The 17,246-nt window shown below is 69.8% G+C and carries 18 protein-coding genes; 14 read left to right on the forward strand and 4 right to left on the reverse strand.

Annotated features, from left to right (window positions below; all coding sequences use genetic code 11):
- Positions 1 to 49: 49 nt before the first annotated feature.
- Positions 50 to 1,063, forward strand: a complete 1,014-nt coding sequence (locus tag FGX59_RS08290; RefSeq protein WP_138466054.1) for a sterol desaturase family protein — start codon at positions 50 to 52, stop codon at positions 1,061 to 1,063.
- A gap of 63 nt (positions 1,064 to 1,126) precedes the next feature.
- Entirely contained in the window at positions 1,127 to 1,951 is an 825-nt protein-coding gene (locus tag FGX59_RS08295) for a 3-methyl-2-oxobutanoate hydroxymethyltransferase (protein ID WP_138466055.1), read from the forward strand.
- Here FGX59_RS08295 and FGX59_RS08300 read toward each other — a convergent pair.
- Positions 1,930 to 2,970 carry a LacI family DNA-binding transcriptional regulator gene (locus FGX59_RS08300; protein WP_138466056.1) on the reverse strand — a complete coding sequence of 347 codons (1,041 nt, stop codon included), beginning with the start codon at positions 2,968 to 2,970 and terminating at the stop codon, positions 1,930 to 1,932. The genes FGX59_RS08295 and FGX59_RS08300 overlap by 22 nt on opposite strands.
- 176 nt (positions 2,971 to 3,146) lie before the next feature.
- Here FGX59_RS08300 and FGX59_RS08305 point away from each other — a divergent pair, with 176 nt between their 5' ends.
- From FGX59_RS08305 to FGX59_RS08360, 12 genes are all read left to right on the forward strand, one after another.
- Entirely contained in the window at positions 3,147 to 4,286 is a 1,140-nt protein-coding gene (locus FGX59_RS08305; RefSeq protein WP_138466057.1) for a fatty acid desaturase family protein, read from the forward strand.
- 39 nt (positions 4,287 to 4,325) lie between these two features.
- The gene (locus FGX59_RS08310; RefSeq protein WP_138466058.1) at positions 4,326 to 4,640 is read left to right on the forward strand and encodes a MocE family 2Fe-2S type ferredoxin; all 315 of its coding nucleotides are present in this window, start codon (positions 4,326 to 4,328) and stop codon (positions 4,638 to 4,640) included.
- Complete coding sequence (locus FGX59_RS08315) at positions 4,637 to 5,806, forward strand: NAD(P)/FAD-dependent oxidoreductase (RefSeq protein WP_138466059.1); 1,170 nt, start codon at positions 4,637 to 4,639, stop codon at positions 5,804 to 5,806. Before FGX59_RS08310 ends, FGX59_RS08315 begins: the two co-directional genes overlap by 4 nt.
- Positions 5,807 to 5,809: 3 nt before the next feature.
- On the forward strand, positions 5,810 to 6,754 hold the full coding sequence (gene purU, locus FGX59_RS08320; RefSeq protein WP_138466060.1) for a formyltetrahydrofolate deformylase: 945 nt from the start codon (positions 5,810 to 5,812) through the stop codon (positions 6,752 to 6,754).
- Between the two features lie 217 nt (positions 6,755 to 6,971).
- Positions 6,972 to 8,081, forward strand: a complete 1,110-nt coding sequence (locus FGX59_RS08325) for a phytanoyl-CoA dioxygenase family protein (protein WP_138466061.1) — start codon at positions 6,972 to 6,974, stop codon at positions 8,079 to 8,081.
- Between the two features lie 62 nt (positions 8,082 to 8,143).
- Positions 8,144 to 9,091, forward strand: a complete 948-nt coding sequence (locus FGX59_RS08330) for a sugar ABC transporter substrate-binding protein (RefSeq protein WP_138466062.1) — start codon at positions 8,144 to 8,146, stop codon at positions 9,089 to 9,091.
- 69 nt (positions 9,092 to 9,160) lie between these two features.
- Positions 9,161 to 10,282: an ABC transporter permease gene (locus FGX59_RS08335; RefSeq protein ID WP_138466063.1), complete on the forward strand. Its 1,122-nt coding sequence runs from the start codon at positions 9,161 to 9,163 to the stop codon at positions 10,280 to 10,282.
- Positions 10,282 to 11,100 (forward strand): ATP-binding cassette domain-containing protein, encoded by an 819-nt coding sequence (locus tag FGX59_RS08340; protein ID WP_138466064.1) that lies wholly within the window; start codon positions 10,282 to 10,284, stop codon positions 11,098 to 11,100. Before FGX59_RS08335 ends, FGX59_RS08340 begins: the two co-directional genes overlap by 1 nt.
- 119 nt (positions 11,101 to 11,219) lie before the next feature.
- A complete protein-coding gene (locus tag FGX59_RS08345; RefSeq protein WP_138466065.1) occupies positions 11,220 to 12,104 on the forward strand; it encodes a MurR/RpiR family transcriptional regulator in 885 nt (294 codons plus the stop codon).
- 90 nt (positions 12,105 to 12,194) lie between these two features.
- Positions 12,195 to 13,733, forward strand: coding sequence for a sugar ABC transporter ATP-binding protein (locus FGX59_RS08350; protein ID WP_138466066.1), 1,539 nt, complete (start codon positions 12,195 to 12,197; stop codon positions 13,731 to 13,733).
- Between the two features lie 104 nt (positions 13,734 to 13,837).
- Entirely contained in the window at positions 13,838 to 14,725 is an 888-nt protein-coding gene (locus tag FGX59_RS08355; RefSeq protein WP_240722325.1) for an ABC transporter permease, read from the forward strand.
- A gap of 27 nt (positions 14,726 to 14,752) precedes the next feature.
- Positions 14,753 to 15,718 (forward strand): substrate-binding domain-containing protein, encoded by a 966-nt coding sequence (locus FGX59_RS08360; RefSeq protein ID WP_138466068.1) that lies wholly within the window; start codon positions 14,753 to 14,755, stop codon positions 15,716 to 15,718.
- Positions 15,719 to 16,278: 560 nt separating this feature from the next.
- On the opposite strand, the gene FGX59_RS38635 is transcribed toward FGX59_RS08360, so the two are convergent.
- The 3 genes from FGX59_RS38635 to FGX59_RS39635 form a co-directional block, all read right to left on the reverse strand.
- Positions 16,279 to 16,860, reverse strand: coding sequence for a Gfo/Idh/MocA family protein (locus tag FGX59_RS38635; protein ID WP_370295885.1), 582 nt, complete (start codon positions 16,858 to 16,860; stop codon positions 16,279 to 16,281).
- A 76-nt stretch (positions 16,861 to 16,936) separates the two neighbouring features.
- Entirely contained in the window at positions 16,937 to 17,098 is a 162-nt protein-coding gene (locus tag FGX59_RS39630) for a hypothetical protein (protein ID WP_370295890.1), read from the reverse strand.
- Positions 17,099 to 17,110: 12 nt separating this feature from the next.
- Positions 17,111 to 17,245 (reverse strand): hypothetical protein, encoded by a 135-nt coding sequence (locus FGX59_RS39635; RefSeq protein WP_370295891.1) that lies wholly within the window; start codon positions 17,243 to 17,245, stop codon positions 17,111 to 17,113.
- Position 17,246 lies beyond the last annotated feature (1 nt).

Raw genomic sequence — 17,246 nt, forward strand, 5'->3', positions numbered from 1 at the left:
CCGCCGGGGGCCGCGCCCCCGGACATGACCCCACGAGAGGAGGAGGCTCATGGACGAGACCCGTTTCGGCACGCGCGACCGGCGCGGCCACTATGTCCCCAAGGACCCGATCGCATCCCCCCCGGTCTACGCGATGCCGCCGCGCCCGAAGCGGGTGCTCTCCTGGCTGGTCGGCCATGACGGCTACCTGTTCCCCTGGAACGCGGTGCTCTTTGCCATCGCCGCCGGGATCTGGGTGCTGCTGACCCCGCCGATGGAGACCATGGCGACGCTGTCGCCGGGATGGATCCTCTACCTGCTGGCGCGCAATGCCGTGCTGATCACGCTGTTCTTCGGCGCCTTCCACCTGCGGCTCTACATGAAGCAGAAGCAGGGCAGCGCCTTCAAGTACAACCCGAAATTCCCCGAGAAGGCCGGCCAGCGGGGATTCCTCTTCGGCAGCCAGACCCGCGAGAACGTGTTCTGGACGCTGTGCAGCGGCGTGCCGATCTGGACCGCCTACGAGGTGGTTATGCTCTGGCTCTTCGCCTCCGGCAAGCTGCCCTGGCTGAGCTTCGCCGACAGCCCGGTCTGGTTCGTGCTCTTCATGGCGCTGATCCCGATCTGGCGGGAGTTCCACTTCTACTGCATCCACCGCCTGATCCACTGGGGCCCGTTCTACCGCTGGATCCACAAGCTGCACCACAACAACGTCAATCCCGGCCCCTGGTCGAGCCTGTCGATGCATCCGGTGGAACATGCGCTCTATTTCTCGGTGGTGCTGATCCACGTGATCCTGCCCAGCCATCCGCTGCATGCGCTCTATTCGCTGCACCATGCCGCCTTCGGCTCGCTGATCGGCCATATCGGCTTTGACAAGGTGGTCACCGGCGACCGCTCGGCGATGGATACGCATGCCTATGCCCACTACCTGCACCACAAGTTCTTCGAGGTGAATTACGGCGACGGGCTGGTCCCCCTGGACCGCGTCTTCGGCACTTTCCATGACGGCACGCCCGAGGGCGACCGGGCGATGGATGCGCGCCGCCGCCGCCGGATGCAGAGCCAGCGCCAGGCCGGCTGACCCCTTTCCTCCCGCCCGCGGCCCCCTCCGGCTGCGGGCATTTTCCGCTCAAGGACGCGTCCCATGCCCCAGACCCGACCCACCGTTGCCGATATCCGCGCGCTCAAGGGCGTGCGGCAGCTCAGCATGCTCTATGTCGAGACCCCCGAGGAAGCCGCCGCCGCCGCCGCGGCCGGGATCGACATGCTCTCGATTATCGCCCCGTTCTGGAGCGATGAGATGCGCGCTGCCGCCGGACCCTGCTTCGTGCAGGTGGGGCTGCTCTATGGCGAGCTCGTCACCACGGAGGACTACCTGCGCGCGGGCTTCGCGGCGCTGAAGACCGGCGGCGACGCCTTCTACTGCGCCGCGGGGCTGCCCACCGTGCGCGCCATGGCCGAAGAGGGCCTGCCGGTGGTCGGCCATCTGGGGCTGATCCCCTCGCGCTGCACCTGGACCGGCGGGTTCCGCGCGGTCGGCAAGACCGCCGATGCCGCGATGCAGATCTGGGCGCAGGCGCAGGCGCTGGAAGAGGCCGGGGCCTTCGGCGCCGAGCTCGAGGTCGTGCCCGACCGGGTGGCCGCCGAGCTGACCCGCCGCTCGCCGCTGATCATGCTCGGCATGGGCGCCGGGTCCGGCGCGGATGCGCAGTACCTCTTCGCCGAGGACGTGCTCGGCTGCACCCGCGGCCACCGGCCCCGCCATGCCCGCAGCTATCGCGACTTCTCCGCCGAATACGCGCGGCTGCAGAAGGAGCGCATCGCCGCCTTCTCGGAATTCCGCGCCGATGTCGCCGCGGGGGCCTATCCCGGGCCCGAACACACCGTCGCCATCGCCGACGAGGAATTCGACGCCTTCCTCGCCCGGCTCGACCCGCTGGCCCCGGCTCAGAAGCTCTCCGGCAGATAGAGCTGCATCGGCAGGAATTTCTGCCCGACCGTCTCCGCCGGGCCGGTCCGCAGCGCCTCTTCCGCCATCCGGAAGAAGCTCTGGGCCAGCTGCTCCACCGGCGAATGGATCACCATCGAGACGACGCCGTCGGCCATCGCCCGCCGCGTCGCCTCGGTGAATTCATTCGCCACCACCTCGATCCGGGTCTTAGGCCGCTCGTCGCGCAGCGCCTGGATCAGCCCCTCGCGCCCGCCGCCGGCGCAGTAGATGCCCGCCAGCCGCGGATGGCGCGACAGCAGCGACAGGGTCGCCTCGTAGGTCAGCTTGGCCGTGTCGAGATTGACCTGGGTCTCCAGCACGCGGAGATCGGGCCGGTTCAGCCGGAACCAGGTGCGGAAGCCGGTCTCGCGCAGCTCGTGACCGTGCCAGCGGTAGCCGCCGACGAACAGCGCCACCTCGCGCGGCGGATCGCTCTCGGGCAGCGCCCGCGCCAGCATCGAGGCCGCCGTCCGCCCGACCTTCAGGTTGTTGGTGCCGATATAGGCGGCGCGCACGCCCTGGGCGAAATCCGACAGGATCGAGAAGACCGGGATGCCGGCATCGCGCAGCCGCGCCACCTCCTCGGTGATGCGCGGATGGTCGATCGAGACCAGCCCGATCGCCTGCACCTTGCCTGCCATGTCCCTCAGCGCGGAAATGATGTCATCGGGCACTGCCGAGGGCAGGTAGCCGGTCACCAGCCGCAGCCGCGGCGACTGGCTGGCCCGCGCCGCCTCCTCGGCCACCTCGAAGAAATGCGAGTAGAATTCCTCGTCCGTCGACAAGAGCAGCAGCCCAAGCGTCAGCACCGGCACCCGCCCGGCAATGCGCTGTTTCAAAAGGGGCGTCGCGTGATAGCCGATCCGCCGCGCTGCCTCCAGCACGCGCAGCGCGGTGCCCTCGCGCACCGGCTGGCGGCCGTTCAGCACCCGGTCCACCGTCGCCACGGACACGCCGCTTTCCTCCGCCAGATCGCGGATCGTCGGTCGCTTGCCCATCCTCTCCTCCCTCATCTCCCCTCAGCATCCTTTCCCCAGGATGAGGTGTTTTGCAATATTTGATGCGAAGATTTTCACCCGGCAATTGCCTATGCGCGCCCCCTGCCCCTAGCTGGACCCCGAGGAGGCCCGTCCCGCCCCGTGGCAGGACGGCAGACGACAGGAGGAGACGCGCGATGCCGCAATGCAGCCGCGACTACGCCCTGCTGGGCCGCGATGCCCGGCTGGCAGAGGAAATCGGCCTGGTCTCGGCCCGGTGGTACCATACCGACGTGCCGCGCAAGGAGATGAAGGCGCTGATGCAGCGCCATGACGGGCCCGCAATCCGCGATACCGCGATCCTTTTCGCGGCAATGATCGCCTCGGCGGCCGGGGGGATCGCCTTCTGGCCGGGCTGGGCCTCGGTGCCGTTCTGGGCCGTCTACGGCGTGCTCTACGCCTCGGCGATGGACAGCCGCTGGCATGAATGCGGCCATGGCACCGCCTTCCGCACCCGCTGGATGAACGACGCGCTCTACCAGCTGGCCTGCTTCTGCATGATGCGCAACCCGGTGCTCTGGCGCTGGAGCCACACCCGCCACCACACCGACACGATCATCGTCGGCCACGACCCCGAGATCATCGCCATGCGCCCCGCCGTGGTCGCCCGGCTGGTGCTGAACCTCTTCGGCATCTTCGAATTCGCCGGCAATGCGCGGGCCATGCTGAGCCTCGCCGCCGGGCGGATGTCCGAGGAGGACCGCTCCTTCGTGCCCGAGAGCGAACGCCCCGCGGCCTACCGCATCGCCCGGATCTGGCTGGCGATCTATGCCGGCGTCGCCGCGATCGCGCTCGCCACCGGCTCGGTCCTGCCCTTCATGCTGGTCGGGCTGCCGGTCTTCTACGGCTCCTGGCACATGGTGCTGACCGGCTACATGCAGCATCTGGGGCTCGCCGAGAACGTGCTCGACCACCGGCTGAACTCGCGCACCGTGCTGATCAACCCGGTCAGCCGCTTCATCTACTGGAACATGAACTACCATGTGGAGCACCACATGTTCCCGATGGTCCCCTATCACCGGCTGAAGGACCTGCACGAACGGATCCGCCACGACCTGCCGCCCGCGCATCCCTCGATGCTCTCGGCCTATCGCGAGATCCTGCCCGCGCTGGCGCGGCAGTTCTCCGATCCCGACTGGTTCGTGAAGCGCGCGCTGCCGCCCACCGCCAAGCCCTACCGGCCGGAATTCCACGGCGATCTGGAGCCCGGACAGCCCACCCCCGGCATCGGCGGCTATGCCGCCCCGCCCCCCGGCGCGGCCCTGCCCGCCGAGTGACCCCCATTCCCGAGACGACGACAAGGAAAGGAGCATCCCATGCCCTGGATCAAGGCCTGTGCCGCCAGCGAGATCGACGAAGAGGATCTGGTCCGCTTCGACCATGCCGGGCGCAGCTTCGCGGTCTATCACAGCCCCGATGGCGAGTTCTTCTGCACCGACGGGCTGTGCACCCACGAGGACGTGCATCTCGCCGACGGGCTGGTGATCGACTACGTGATCGAATGCCCCAAGCATAACGGCCAGTTCGACTACCGCACCGGCGAGGCGATGCGCGCGCCGGTCTGCAAGGACCTGGGCACCTATCCGGTCAAGGTGGAGAATGGCGACGTCCTGATCGAGGTCCCGGCATGAGCGCGCCCGGCATGGCCATCATCGGCGCGGGCGAGGCCGGCGTGCGCGCCGCCTTCGCGCTGCGCGAGCAGGGCTATGGCGGGCCGGTCCGGCTCTATTCCGAGGAGGAGAGCCTGCCCTACGAGCGTCCGCCCCTGTCGAAGACGGATGGCGCGGCGCGGCCGATCATGCCGGGCGAGGCCTATGCCGGACAGGGGATCGAGCTGCGGCTCGGCACGAAGGTCGAGGGCATCGACCTCGACGGCCGCGCGCTCGAGACATCCGCGGGCAGCGAGCGCTACGACCGGCTGCTGATCGCCACCGGCGCCGAGGCGCGGCGGCTCGCGGGCTGTCCCGAAGCGCTCTACCTGCGCCGCGACAGCGATGCCGCGCGGATCCTGCCCCGGCTGGAGCCGGGGCTGCGGCTGGCGGTGATCGGCGCCGGGCTGATCGGGCTGGAGCTGGCCGCCACCGCCCGTGCGAAGGGCGCCGAGGTCACGGTGATCGAGACGGCGCCGCGCATCCTCGGCCGCGCGGTCCTGCCCGAGCTCGCGCAGCTGCTGGCCGAGCGCCATGCCGCCGAGGGCGTGCGCCTGGTCACCGGCCAGGGCGCGGTTCCCGTTCCGGGCGGGCTGAGGCTCGAGGATGGCGGGATGGTCGCGGCCGACATGATCGTCGCCGGGATCGGCGCCGCGCCGCGGACCGATCTGGCCGAGGCGGCGGGGCTGGAGGTCGCCGACGGCATCCTCGTCGATGCCGGGCACCGGAGCTCGGCCGAGCATGTCTTTGCCGCCGGCGATTGCTGCGCGATCCGCCAGGACGGGCGCAGCCTGCGGCTGGAAAGCTGGCGGATGGCCCGCGACCAGGGCGAGCGCGCCGCCGCCGCGATGCTCGGCGCCGCGGCGATGGCCGCGCCCCTGCCCTATTTCTGGTCCGACCAGTACGATCTGTGCCTGCAGGTCGCGGGGCTGCCCGATCCCGCCGCCCCTTCGGTCGCCCGGACGCTGCCCGGCGGGCGCCTGCTGTTCCAGACCGCCCCCGACGGCCGGCTCGCCTCGGTCTCGGGGCTGGGCACGGGCACGGCACTGTCGAAGGACATCAAGCTGGCCGAGCGGCTGATCCTGCGCGGCGCCCGCCCCGCGCCCGAAGCGCTCGCCGATCCCGCGCAATCCCTCAAGAGGCTCTGAGCCATGACCGACACCCTCGCCGAAGCCCCCCGCCCCGCCGCCGCCCGCAGCGGCAGCGCATCCGCGCCGAGCTACTGCCTGACCGTGACCTGCCCCGCGCAGCGCGGCATCGTTGCCGCCATCGCCGGCTTCCTGGCCGAGGCGGGCTGCAACATCACCGACAGCGCGCAGTTCGACGATCCCGGCACCGGGCGCTTCTTCATGCGCATCTCCTTCGCCCCGGGGGACGGCGCCAGCCCCGAGTCCCTCTCCCGCAGCTTCGCCGCAACCGCCGCGCGCTTCCGCATGGAGGCGCGGATCCATGACGAGGCGCAGCCGGTCCGGGTGCTGCTGATGGTGTCGAATTTCGGCCATTGCCTGAACGACCTGCTTTACCGCTGGCGGATCGGCGCGCTGCCGGTCGAGATCGCCGGGGTGGTGTCGAACCACATGACCTACCAGAAGCTGGTCGTGAACCACGACATCCCCTTCCACCATGTCGAGGTGACGAAGGCCGACAAGCCGCGCGCCGAGGCGCGGATCATGGAGATCGCCGAGCGCGCGGGCACCGAGCTGATCGTGCTGGCGCGCTACATGCAGATCCTCTCGGACGAGATGTGCCGGACGATGTCGGGGCGCATCATCAACATCCATCACAGCTTCCTGCCGAGCTTCAAGGGCGCGAACCCCTACCGGCAGGCCTTCGAGAAGGGCGTGAAGCTGATCGGCGCGACCTCGCATTACGTCACCGCCGATCTCGACGAGGGGCCGATCATCGAGCAGGACACCGTGCGCGTCACCCATGCGCAATCGGCGGCGGACTATGTCTCGCTCGGCCGCGATGTCGAGGCGCAGGTGCTGGCCCGCGCGGTCCATGCCCATGCCCGGCGCCGGGTGTTCCTCAACGGCTCGAAAACGGTGGTCTTCCCCGCCTCGCCCGGCTCATACGCCTCGGCCCGCATGGGCTGAGCGCCCCTGCCCCGGCCCTTGCCCCGGCGCCCGGTTTCCGCGGGCCCGCAGCCGTTCCGGCGCTGCGGGCCCGCCGGCATGGCCGGGTCTGCAACGCACGGCAATGATCGGCAATAAAAATTGTCATTTTTCAATTGACGCAAATCGAGTTCTGAACCTAGTATCCCGGCAACGGCACCGCGTGGAGGGCGGCGCCGGGCATCAGGGAGGAAGACCGATGAAGGATCTCGCTGCGTCCTGCCGGACGGAGGCGTTCCGCGATCTGGTGGCGACGGAGACCCGGCCCGAGGACTGCCCCTCGGCAATCGCCATCGAAAAGGGCATCCCGCTCTATGACGGCGCCGCGGCCGGGCCGGAACTGGCAGAGGAATGGGCCGCGGTGATCGGCCAGGGGCCGGGCGTCTTCGTGGTCAAGCGCGCCTTCGCCGATCTTTCGGCGATCGACGCCGCCACGGAGGTGTTCCGCGACATCATCGCCCGCGAGCGCGCCACGAAGGGCCCGGGCGCCGACCATTTCGCCGCCGCGGGCGCCAATGACCGCATCTGGAACTCGCTGCAGAAGCTCTGCCTCGCCGCGCCCGGGGTCTATGCCCGCTACATGGCAAATCCGGTGATCGACCTGGCCTGCCGCGCCTGGCTGGGCCCGGGCTACCAGATCGCCACCCAGGTCAACCAGGTCCGCCCCGGCGGCAAGGCGCAGGCGCCGCATCGCGACTACCATCTGGGCTTCATGAGCGCCGAGCAGATGGCGGACTACCCCGCGCATATCCACACCATGGCCCCGGCGCTGGTCCTGCAGGGCGGCGTCGCCCATAGCGACATGCCGGTGGAAAGCGGCACGACCAAGCTGCTGCCCCATTCGCAGAAATTCGCGGAAGGCTACATCGCCGCGACCCTGCCGGAATTCCGCGCGATCTTCGAGGAACGCTGCGTGCAGCTGCCGCTGGAGAAGGGCGACGCGATCTTCTTCAGCCCCGCGCTCTTCCATGCCGCGGGCGAGAACACGACGCGCGACGTGACGCGGATGGTCAACCTGATCCAGACCGCCCATGCCTTCGCCCGCTCGATGGAGAGCCTCGACCGGCGCGCGATGTGCAAGGCGGTCTATCCGCATCTGGCCGCCCTCGGCGCAGAGGCGCGCCAGGCGGTGATCGCGGCCACGGCGGAGGGCTATCCCTTCCCGACCAATCTCGACACGGACCCGCCCGCGGGCGGGCTGGCGCCCGCGACACAGGCCGACCTGATGGCCCGCGCCCTGGAGGAGGGCTGGGACGCAGAGCGGCTGGACGGCGAACTCGACCGGCGGTCAGAGGCGCAGCGCCCCTGACCGCGACCGGCCGCGGGTCCCCGGCGGCCAGAAGAACAGACGGGGGCATAGGGAGGAACTCCATGAGGAAACTACTGAAATCCGCGGCCATGGCGGCCGTCTTGGGCTGCATGGCGGCGACCGGTCACGCGCAGGGCGACGACCTGTCCTTCGTCTGGATCAGCCACGGGCCGGACAGCGACAGCTGGTTCAACGTCATCAAGAACGCGATCCGCGAGGCGGACCGGCAGATGGACACCCAGACCGAGTACCGCAACCCGCCGACCGGCGATCTCGCCGACATGGCGCGCATCGTCCAGCAATCGGCCGCGGCGGGCGTCGACGGGATCATCGTCACCATCGCCGATTACGACGTGCTCGAGGGCCCTATCAAGGACGCGGTCGCGGCGGGCATCCCGGTCATCACCGTCAATTCAGGCACCGTGGAGCAGAGCAAGCAGCTCGGCGCGCTGCTGCATGTCGGCCAGCCGGAATACGAGGCGGGCTTCGGCGCGGGCGAGCGGGCGAAGGCCGAGGCCGGGGTCACGTCGTTTCTCTGCGTGAACCACTACATCTCGAACCCGCAATCGGTCGAGCGCTGCCGCGGCTTCGCCGACGCGATCGGCGCCGAGCTCGGCAGCCAGATGATCGACAGCGGCATGGACCCGTCGGAGATCGAGAACAAGGTCGAGGCCTACCTGACCGCCAATCCCGATACCGGCGCTGTGCTGACGCTGGGGCCGAACTCGGCGGCGCCGACGGTCAAGGCGGTGAAGGATCTGGGGCTCGACGGGGCGATCTATTTCGGCACCTTCGACCTCTCCCCCGAGATCTCGGCCGGGATCAAGGAGGGCGTGATCAACTTCGCCATCGACCAGCAGCCCTATCTGCAGGGCGCGATGCCGGTGATGATCCTGGCCAACTACGTCCGCTACGGCGTGGCGCCCGCCAATTCGGTCTTCACCGGCCCGGGCTTCGTCACCAAGGACAATATCGAGATGGTCGAGTCGCTCGCGGGCGAGTTCCGCTGAGCGCCGCCCCGGCCGGGTCCCGCTCCCGGGCCCGGCCGCCCTTTCCAGATACCAAGGAGTTCCAGACCCATGACGGATGTCTCCGCACCAGCGCCCAGGGATGAGCGCGTCAAGGATGTCTCCGCGCTGCACCGCATGCTCGTGCGGCCCGAGCTGGGCGGCATCTGCGGCACGATCCTGGTCTTCGCGCTGTTCTTCTCCATCGCCGGCGACAGCGGCATGTTCAGCCTGCAGGGGGTGATGAACTGGACCACCGTCTCGGCGCAGTTCATGATCATCGCCGTCGGCGCGTGCCTGTTGATGATCGCGGGCGAATTCGACCTTTCGGTCGGCTCGATGATCGGCTTCGCGGGCATGCTGATGGCGGTCTTCTCGGTGCAGCTCGGCCTGCCGATGTGGGCCTCGCTGGTCTTCACCTTCGCGATCTGCACCGCCATCGGCGGGCTGAACGGCTGGCTCGTCATCAAGACCGGGCTGCCCTCCTTCATCGTCACGCTGGCCTCGCTCTACATCCTGCGCGGCGCGACGATCTGGGGCGCGATCTACTTCACCCGCCAGACGATCATCTCGGGCGTCGGCGAGAAGGCCCAGGGCGACTGGCTGGCCTGGCTCTTCGGCGGCAAGATCCTGACCGGCGCCTTCCGCTGGATGGGCGAGCAGGGCTGGATCGAGGTCTTCACCCGCGGCAACCGCGCCGGCCAGCCGGTGGTCGACGGCATCCCGATGCTGGTGGTCTGGGCGCTGGGGCTCGCCGTCTTCGGCCACTGGCTGCTGACCCGCACCAAGTTCGGCAACTGGATCTACGCCTCGGGCGGCGACCGCCAGGCGGCGCGCTATGTCGGCGTGCCGGTGACGAGGGTCAAGATCCTGATGTTCATGTTCGCGGCCTTCTGCGCCACCGTCTTCGCCGCCTGCCAGGTGATGGAGTTCGGCTCCGCCGCTGCCGACCGCGGACTGCTGAAGGAATTCGAGGCGATCATCTGCGTGGTGATCGGCGGCGCGCTGCTGACCGGGGGCTACGGCTCTGTGATCGGCGCGGCGCTTGGCGCGGTGATCTTCGGCGTGGTGCAGCAGGGGCTGTTCTTCGCCAATGCCGAAAGCTCGCTCTTCCGGGTCTTCCTGGGCGTCATCCTGCTCGTGGCGGTGATCATGAACACCTATATCCGCCGCATCATCACCGGAGAACGCTGATGTCCGCCGACACGACCTACCACCATGGCGGCCCCGCCACGGGCGCGCCGATCGTCGAGATGAAGAACATCAAGAAGCATTTCGGCCATGTCATCGCGCTCAACGGCGTCAGCTTCGACATCCGCGCGGGCGAATGCCACTGCCTGCTGGGCGACAACGGCGCGGGGAAATCGACCTTCATCAAGACCATGTCGGGCGTCCACAAGCCGAGCGACGGCGAGATGCGGGTCGAGGGAAAGGTGGTCCGCTTCGAGAGCCCGCGCGACGCGATGAATGCCGGGATCGCCACCGTCTACCAGGACCTGGCGATGATCCCGCTGATGTCTGTGGTGCGCAATTTCTGGATGGGGCGCGAGCCCGAGAAGGGCATCTTCCCCTTCCGCCAGCTCGACATGGCCGCGGCCAGCCAGGTCACCATGGAGGAGATGTCGAAGATGGGCATCAACCTGCGCGGCCCCGACCAGGCGGTCGGCACGCTTTCGGGCGGCGAGCGCCAGACGGTCGCCATCGCGCGGGCGGTCTATTTCGGCGCCAAGGTGCTGATCCTCGACGAGCCGACCTCGGCGCTCGGCGTGCGCCAGACCTCGAACGTGCTGGCCACGATCGACAAGGTCCGCAAGCAGGGCGTCGGCGTCGTCTTCATCAGCCACAATGTCCGCCATGCACTGGCCGTGGGCGACCGCTTCACCGTGCTCAACCGCGGCCAGACGCTGGGCACCGCGCGGCGCGGCGAGGTCGACGCGGCCGAGCTGCAGGACCTGATGGCCGGCGGGCGCGAGCTGGCCGAGCTGGAGGGCTCGCTCGGCGGCACGATCTGACGCGGCGGGCGGCCCGGCATGACCGCGGGCCGCCTTGCAATTTTCGTTGCATGGCATAAGTTCGGGTGCGAAAGCTTGTTCCGGCCACCGCCATGGCCAAGAGCCAGGAGAGATGACCGATGGCCGAGCTGCCGACGACCCCAGGCGCCCCCAGGGACTACGAGACGCTGATCCGGCTGATCCACGACCGCCACGACCAGATGAGCAAGACCTACCAGAAGATCTCGGTCTATCTCACGCAGAACCCCAATGACGTCGCCGTGCAGTCGGTGAATTCCATCGCCGAGCATTGCGGCATCCACGCCTCCTCCTTCGTGCGCTTCGCCCAGTCGCTGGGCTATACCGGCTTCAAGGATCTGCAGAAGCTCTTCCAGAAGCGCCTGGCCACTGCCGCGCCGGGCTTCGAGGCCCGCAAGCAGGCGCTGGAGCACGAGCTGGAGAACCGCGAGGACCGCTCGGAATACGGCTTCCTGCGCGAGCTCGTCGTCCGCGACATCGCCTCGCTCGAGGGGCTGCTGAACGAGATCCCGCCCGAGTCCCTGACCCGCGCCGCCGACATGATCGTCGCGGCGCGCGACGTCTACCTGGTCGGGCAGCTGCGCGCCGCGCCGGTGGTGGAGCTGCTGCGCTACGTGCTGACCATGCTGGGCAAGCGGGTCGTGCTGCTCAATCCCGGCGGCGGGCTGGCGACGCATATGGCCCATACCATGGACGAGGGCTCGCTGCTCTTCGCGGTCTCCTTCCGCTTCTACGCCAACGAGGTGGTCAATATCGTCGAGCAGACCCAGAAGCGCGGCCTGCCGATCCTGGCGATCTCCGACAGCACGCTGAGCCCCCTGGCGAAATCCGCCGACGTGCTCTTTGCCGTGCCCGAGCATGACTACACCTTCTCGCGCTCGCTGGCCGCGCCGATGTGCCTGGCGCAGGCAATCACCGTCGCGGTGGCCGCGCGGGTCCAGGAGAATGCCGAGGCGCCGCGGATCCCGACCGTCACCGGCGCCTGATCCGCCCATTTATTGCCTAATGTGAAATTTTGCAATTTATGTTGCATTAGCACCCAGCCCTGCTAGTCTTTCCCCGAGAGGGAGGACGGAATGGAGAATCCGGGGGGAGAGCCGCTGCTGGCGCTCGATGGCATCGGCCACGCGTTCGGCAGGAGCCAGGTATTGCAGAACGTGTCCCTCAGCCTCGCCGCGGGCGAGGTGCTGGGGCTGGCCGGCGAGAACGGCGCGGGCAAGTCGACCCTGATGAAGATCATCGGCGGCTATCTCGCGCCCGCGGCGGGCCGGGTCCGCTGGCGGGGCGCGCCGCTGCCCGCGGACCAGCGCGGGACCGAGGCGGCGGGCATCACGCTCGTCCACCAGGAATTCGCGCTGATCCCCGACATGAGCGTCGCCGAGAACATCCACCTGGGCCGCGAGCCGCGCCGCTTCGGCATGCTCGACCGCCGCCGGATGCACCGCCAGGCCGAGGAGGCGCTGGCGCTGCTCGACGCCGCGCTGCCGCCCGGGGCGCTGCTGCGCGACCTGCCGGTCGCCGCCTGGCAGATCACCGAGCTGGCCCGCGCCTTCGCCGGCGAGGCGCGGCTCCTGCTGATGGACGAGCCGACTGCCGTGCTCGGGCGCGACGGCGCCGCGGCGCTCTTCCGGCGCATCCGCGCCTTCACCGAGGCGGGCGGCGCGGTCATCTTCACCTCCCACCGGCTCGACGAGATGCGCGAGATCGGCGGCCGGGTGGCGGTGCTGCGCGACGGGCAGATCACCCTCGACCAGCCGGTCGCGGCGACGAGCGAGCACCGCATCGCCTCGGCCATGGTCGGGCGCGAGATGAGCGACCTCTTCCCGCCGCGCGCGCCCCGCCCCGCCGCCCCGCCGGTCCTTGAGATCGCCGGGCTCGACGTGCCGCGCGCGACCGGCGCGCCGGTCAGGGACGCGGGCTTCGCGCTGCGCCCGGGCGAGGTGCTGGGGATCGCCGGGCTGGTGGGCTCGGGCCGCACCGAGATGGCCGAGGCGATCGCCGGGCTGCGCCCCGCCACCGCCCGGCAGTTCGTCCTCGACGGCCGGGCCCGGCCCCTGCCCTCGGCGCGCGAGGCCTGGCGGCTGGGCATCGCCTACCTGACCGAGGACCGCAAGGCGCGCGGGCTCCTGCTCGGGGCGGACATGGCGGTGAACCTGGCGCTGACGACCGGCGCACTCTCGGGCGGCGCACGGCTCGACCGCGCGGCCGAGCGCACCGCCTGGGAGAAGGCCCGCCGCCGCTTCGACATCCGCGCCGGACGCGCCGGCACCCGCGCCGGGCAGCTCTCGGGTGGCAACCAGCAGAAGCTGCTGATCGCCAAGACCCTGGCCCCCGCGCCGCGCATCGTGCTTTTCGACGAGCCGACCCGCGGGGTCGATATCGGCGCCAAGGCGCAAATCTACCGCATCATCGCCGATCTGGCCGCGGCAGGCACCGCGGTCGCCGTCATCTCCTCGGAGATGCCGGAGCTGATCGGCCTCGCCCATCGCATCCTGGTCATGGATCGCGGCCGCGTCGCCGGGATCCTCGAGCAGCCCGCCGGTGGACAGGTCACCGAGGAGGAGATCCTCCGCCTCGGGCTGGGCCTGGAGCCGCAGAAGGAGCACGCCGCATGAGCCTCGCCGCCGACACCCCCGTCCTGCCCGCCCTCGCGGGCGCCCGCCGCCTGGCCGCGCGGCTGGGCCCGCTGCTGGCGCTGGCGCTCCTTGCCGTGCTGGGCATGCTGGCCAGCCCCGCCTTTTTGAGCGCCGAGAACCTGATGAACGTGCTGACGCGCTCCTCCATCATCGGCATCATCGCCATCGGCGCGACCTTCGTCATCACCGCGCGCGGGCTCGACCTGTCGGTCGGCGCGATGGCGGCCTTCACCGCGGGGCTGTCGATCCTGGCGATGAACGGACTGGCCGGGATCCTGCCCGCGCTGCCTGCCGCGATCCTCGGGCTGGCCGCCGCGCTGGCCGTCGGCGCCGGGGCGGGCGCGGTCAACGGCACGCTGGTGGTCAAGGGCCGGGTCGAGGCCTTCATCGTCACGCTCGGCACGATGGGGATCATGCGCTCGCTGGTGACCTGGCTGGCCGATGGCGGCTCGATCTCGCTCGATTTCGCGCTGCGCGGCGTCGGCCGGCCGCTCTATTACGGCACGGTCCTCGGCATCCCGGTCCCGGTCCTGGTCTTCGCGCTCGTCGCCATCGCCGCCGAGATCGCGATGTCGCGCTTCCGCTTCGGCCGCCATGTCACCGCGATCGGCTCAAATGCCGATGTCGCGCGCTACTCGGCGATCCCGGTCGACCGCATCCGCATGGCCACCTACGTGCTGCAGGGCGTCTGCGTCGGGCTGGCGACGCTGATCTACGTGCCGCGGCTCGGCGCCGTCACCCCCTCGACCGGCATGCTCTGGGAGCTCGAGGCGATCGCCGCGGTGATCATCGGCGGCACTGCGCTCTCGGGCGGGCATGGCCGGGTCTGGGGCACGGTGGCCGGGGTGCTGATCCTCGGGCTCGTCTCGAACATCCTCAACCTGACGGATTTCGTCAGCCCGCATCTGAACGGCGCCTTCCAGGGCGCGATCATCGTGATTGCCGTCTTCCTGCAGCGGAAGCGCGGCTGACCCCGAACCCAAGAGGGAGGAGACCTCATGACCATCACGCGACGCAGCCTCCTGGCCGCGGCGGCCGGAACCGGCCTGGCAGCCGCCACCGGACCCGTCCGGGCGCAGGACGCCGATGACAAGGCCCGGATCGGCATCGCCATCCCGGCCGCGACCCATGGCTGGACCGGCGGGCTGAACTACCACACGGAGCGCACCATCGCCGCGATGGAGGCCGCCTTCCCGCAGCTCGAATTCCTGCTGACCACCGCAGGCGACGTGCAGTCCCAGGTCAACAACATCGAGGACCTCTCGGCGCGCGGCATCGACGCGCTGGTGATCCTGCCGATGGAAAGCGACCCGCTGACCGAGCCGGTGAAATTCGCCAAGTCGAAGGGCACCTTCATCACCGCCGTCGACCGCGGCCTTTCGGAGGAGGGGGTCGAGGACCTCTATGTCGGCGGCAACAACCCGCAATACGCGGTGGTGGCGGCGGAGTACTTCAAGGGCAAGCTGCCCCAGGGCGGCAAGATCGCGGTGATGCGCGGCATCCCGACGGCGATCGACAATATCCGCATCGAGGCCTTCCAGAAGACGCTGGAGGGTTCGGGGATCGAGATCCTCGACATGCAATACGCCAACTGGAACCCCGACAAGGGCTTCGAGGTGATGCAGGACTACCTGACGCGGTTCCCGCAGATCGACGGGGTCTGGGCCGGGGACGACGATGCCGCGCTCGGCGCCAAGGCCGCGATCGAGCAGGCCGGCCGGCAGGGCGAGATGAAGCTGCTGGGCGGCTCGGGCATGAACCGGGTCATCAAGATGGTGATGGACGGCGATCCGCTGATCGATGCCGACATCTTCTATCCGCCGACGCTGATCGTCCCGGCGATCCAGGTCACCGCGATGCGCTATGCCACCCAGGCGCCGGTCAAGGGCCGCTACGTGCTGGACAGCCCGCTGATCACCGCCGAGAACGCGGCCGAGTACTACTTCCCCGACAGCCCCTACTGATCCCCTTCGGCCCCCGGGCCAAGTCCCCCCGGGACGGCCGGTCCGCCCCGCGGCTTCCCTGGCCGCGGGGCCTTTTGCCTCCGCCGGCCAGACCGCGACCGGGGTGATCCAGGGCCGGGACGGGCTCTCGTGGCTGCCGGCCACCGCCTCGGCGAAGGCCACGCCCTTCAGCCCGTCCGCCGCCATCGGCAGGTCCCGCCCGATCGCCCCCGGCGCGGGCGCGGTTCGCCTCGGCGAAGCCCGCATGGAGATTGGCGAAGGCCTCGGGATGGCCCGGCGGGGTGCGGGTGCGCACCCGTGCCGCCTCCGAAAGCTCCGCCGCGCCGCGCCTGATGATCTGCAGCTGGCCGTCGAGCCGGGCGTGGACCAGCTCTTTCGGCGCCTCCTGCGCCCATTCCAGCGCGCCGGTCTCGCCGAAGACCCGCAGGCGGATGCCGTTGGAATTGCCGATCGCGGCCGGGCTCGACCACAGGATCCCGCGCGCCCGCCCTCGCCGCGCAGGAGCACATGGGCATTGCCGTCGAGAACCCGCCCCGGCACAAAGGCGGCCAGATCGGCGGTCAGGCTCCCCAGCCGCAGCCCGGTGACGAAGCCCGCCAGATGGCAGGCATGGGGGCCGATATCGCCGATCGCTCCGCGGCGGCCATTCTGCGCCGGATCGGTGCGCCAGGCGGCCTAAGCATTGCCCGCGGCCTCGATCGGCGCGGCCAACCATTCCAGCGGGTATTGCGCCTGCACCGTGCGGATCGCCCCAGCGCGCCCGCCGCGATGCGCGGGCGGGCCTCGTGGACCAGCGGATCGCCGCAATCGGTGTATGTCACGCCGACGAACCGTCCGGCTTTCTGGACGATACGCAGAAATTCGGCAGCATCTTCCATACTGACGGTCAGCGGCTTCTCGCAGATCACGTCGAACCCCGCCTCGATCAGCGCCCGGGCGATCGGGGAATGGGTGGCATTCGGCGTGCAGATCGCCACTGCCTCCACCCGGTCCGCGCCGTCTCGCTCGCCCGCGATCAGCTCCGCGGCGCTGCCATAGCTGCGCGCCGGGTCGAGCCCCTGGGTCGCGGCAAAGGCACGGGCCCTGCCCGGATCGGCGTCGAAGGCGCCCGACGTCAGCACCCAGTGCCCGTCGAGCCGCACGGCCAGCAGGTGGATAATGCCGATATAGGCCCCTCGCCGCCCCCGATCATGCCGAGGCGGAGCGGTCGTCGATGGCTCATGGGGGACACTCCAGGCTGGGCATGGCCCGATTGGCGGCGCGGTCGGCGCCGGATTTCACGAAATCGTCCAAGGCGCGGATGATGTGCTCCGCGATGAAGCGCGCGCCTTCGCTGGCCCCGTCCTCGGGGGTCTTCAGGAAGAATTCCCATTCCAGCACTGCCCAGCCTGCTTACCCATGGGTTGCCAGCCGGGTGAAGATGGCGCCGAAATCGACCTGGCCGTCGCTGGGGCTGCGGCACCGGCCCGCGCGCTTTGCCCAGGGCTGGAAGCCGCCATAGGCGCCGAAACTCCGCGTCCTTGACATG

Origin of the sequence: Poseidonocella sp. HB161398 (assembly GCF_005870025.1) — a bacterium.
Taxonomy (GTDB): Bacteria; Pseudomonadota; Alphaproteobacteria; order Rhodobacterales; family Rhodobacteraceae; genus Mangrovicoccus.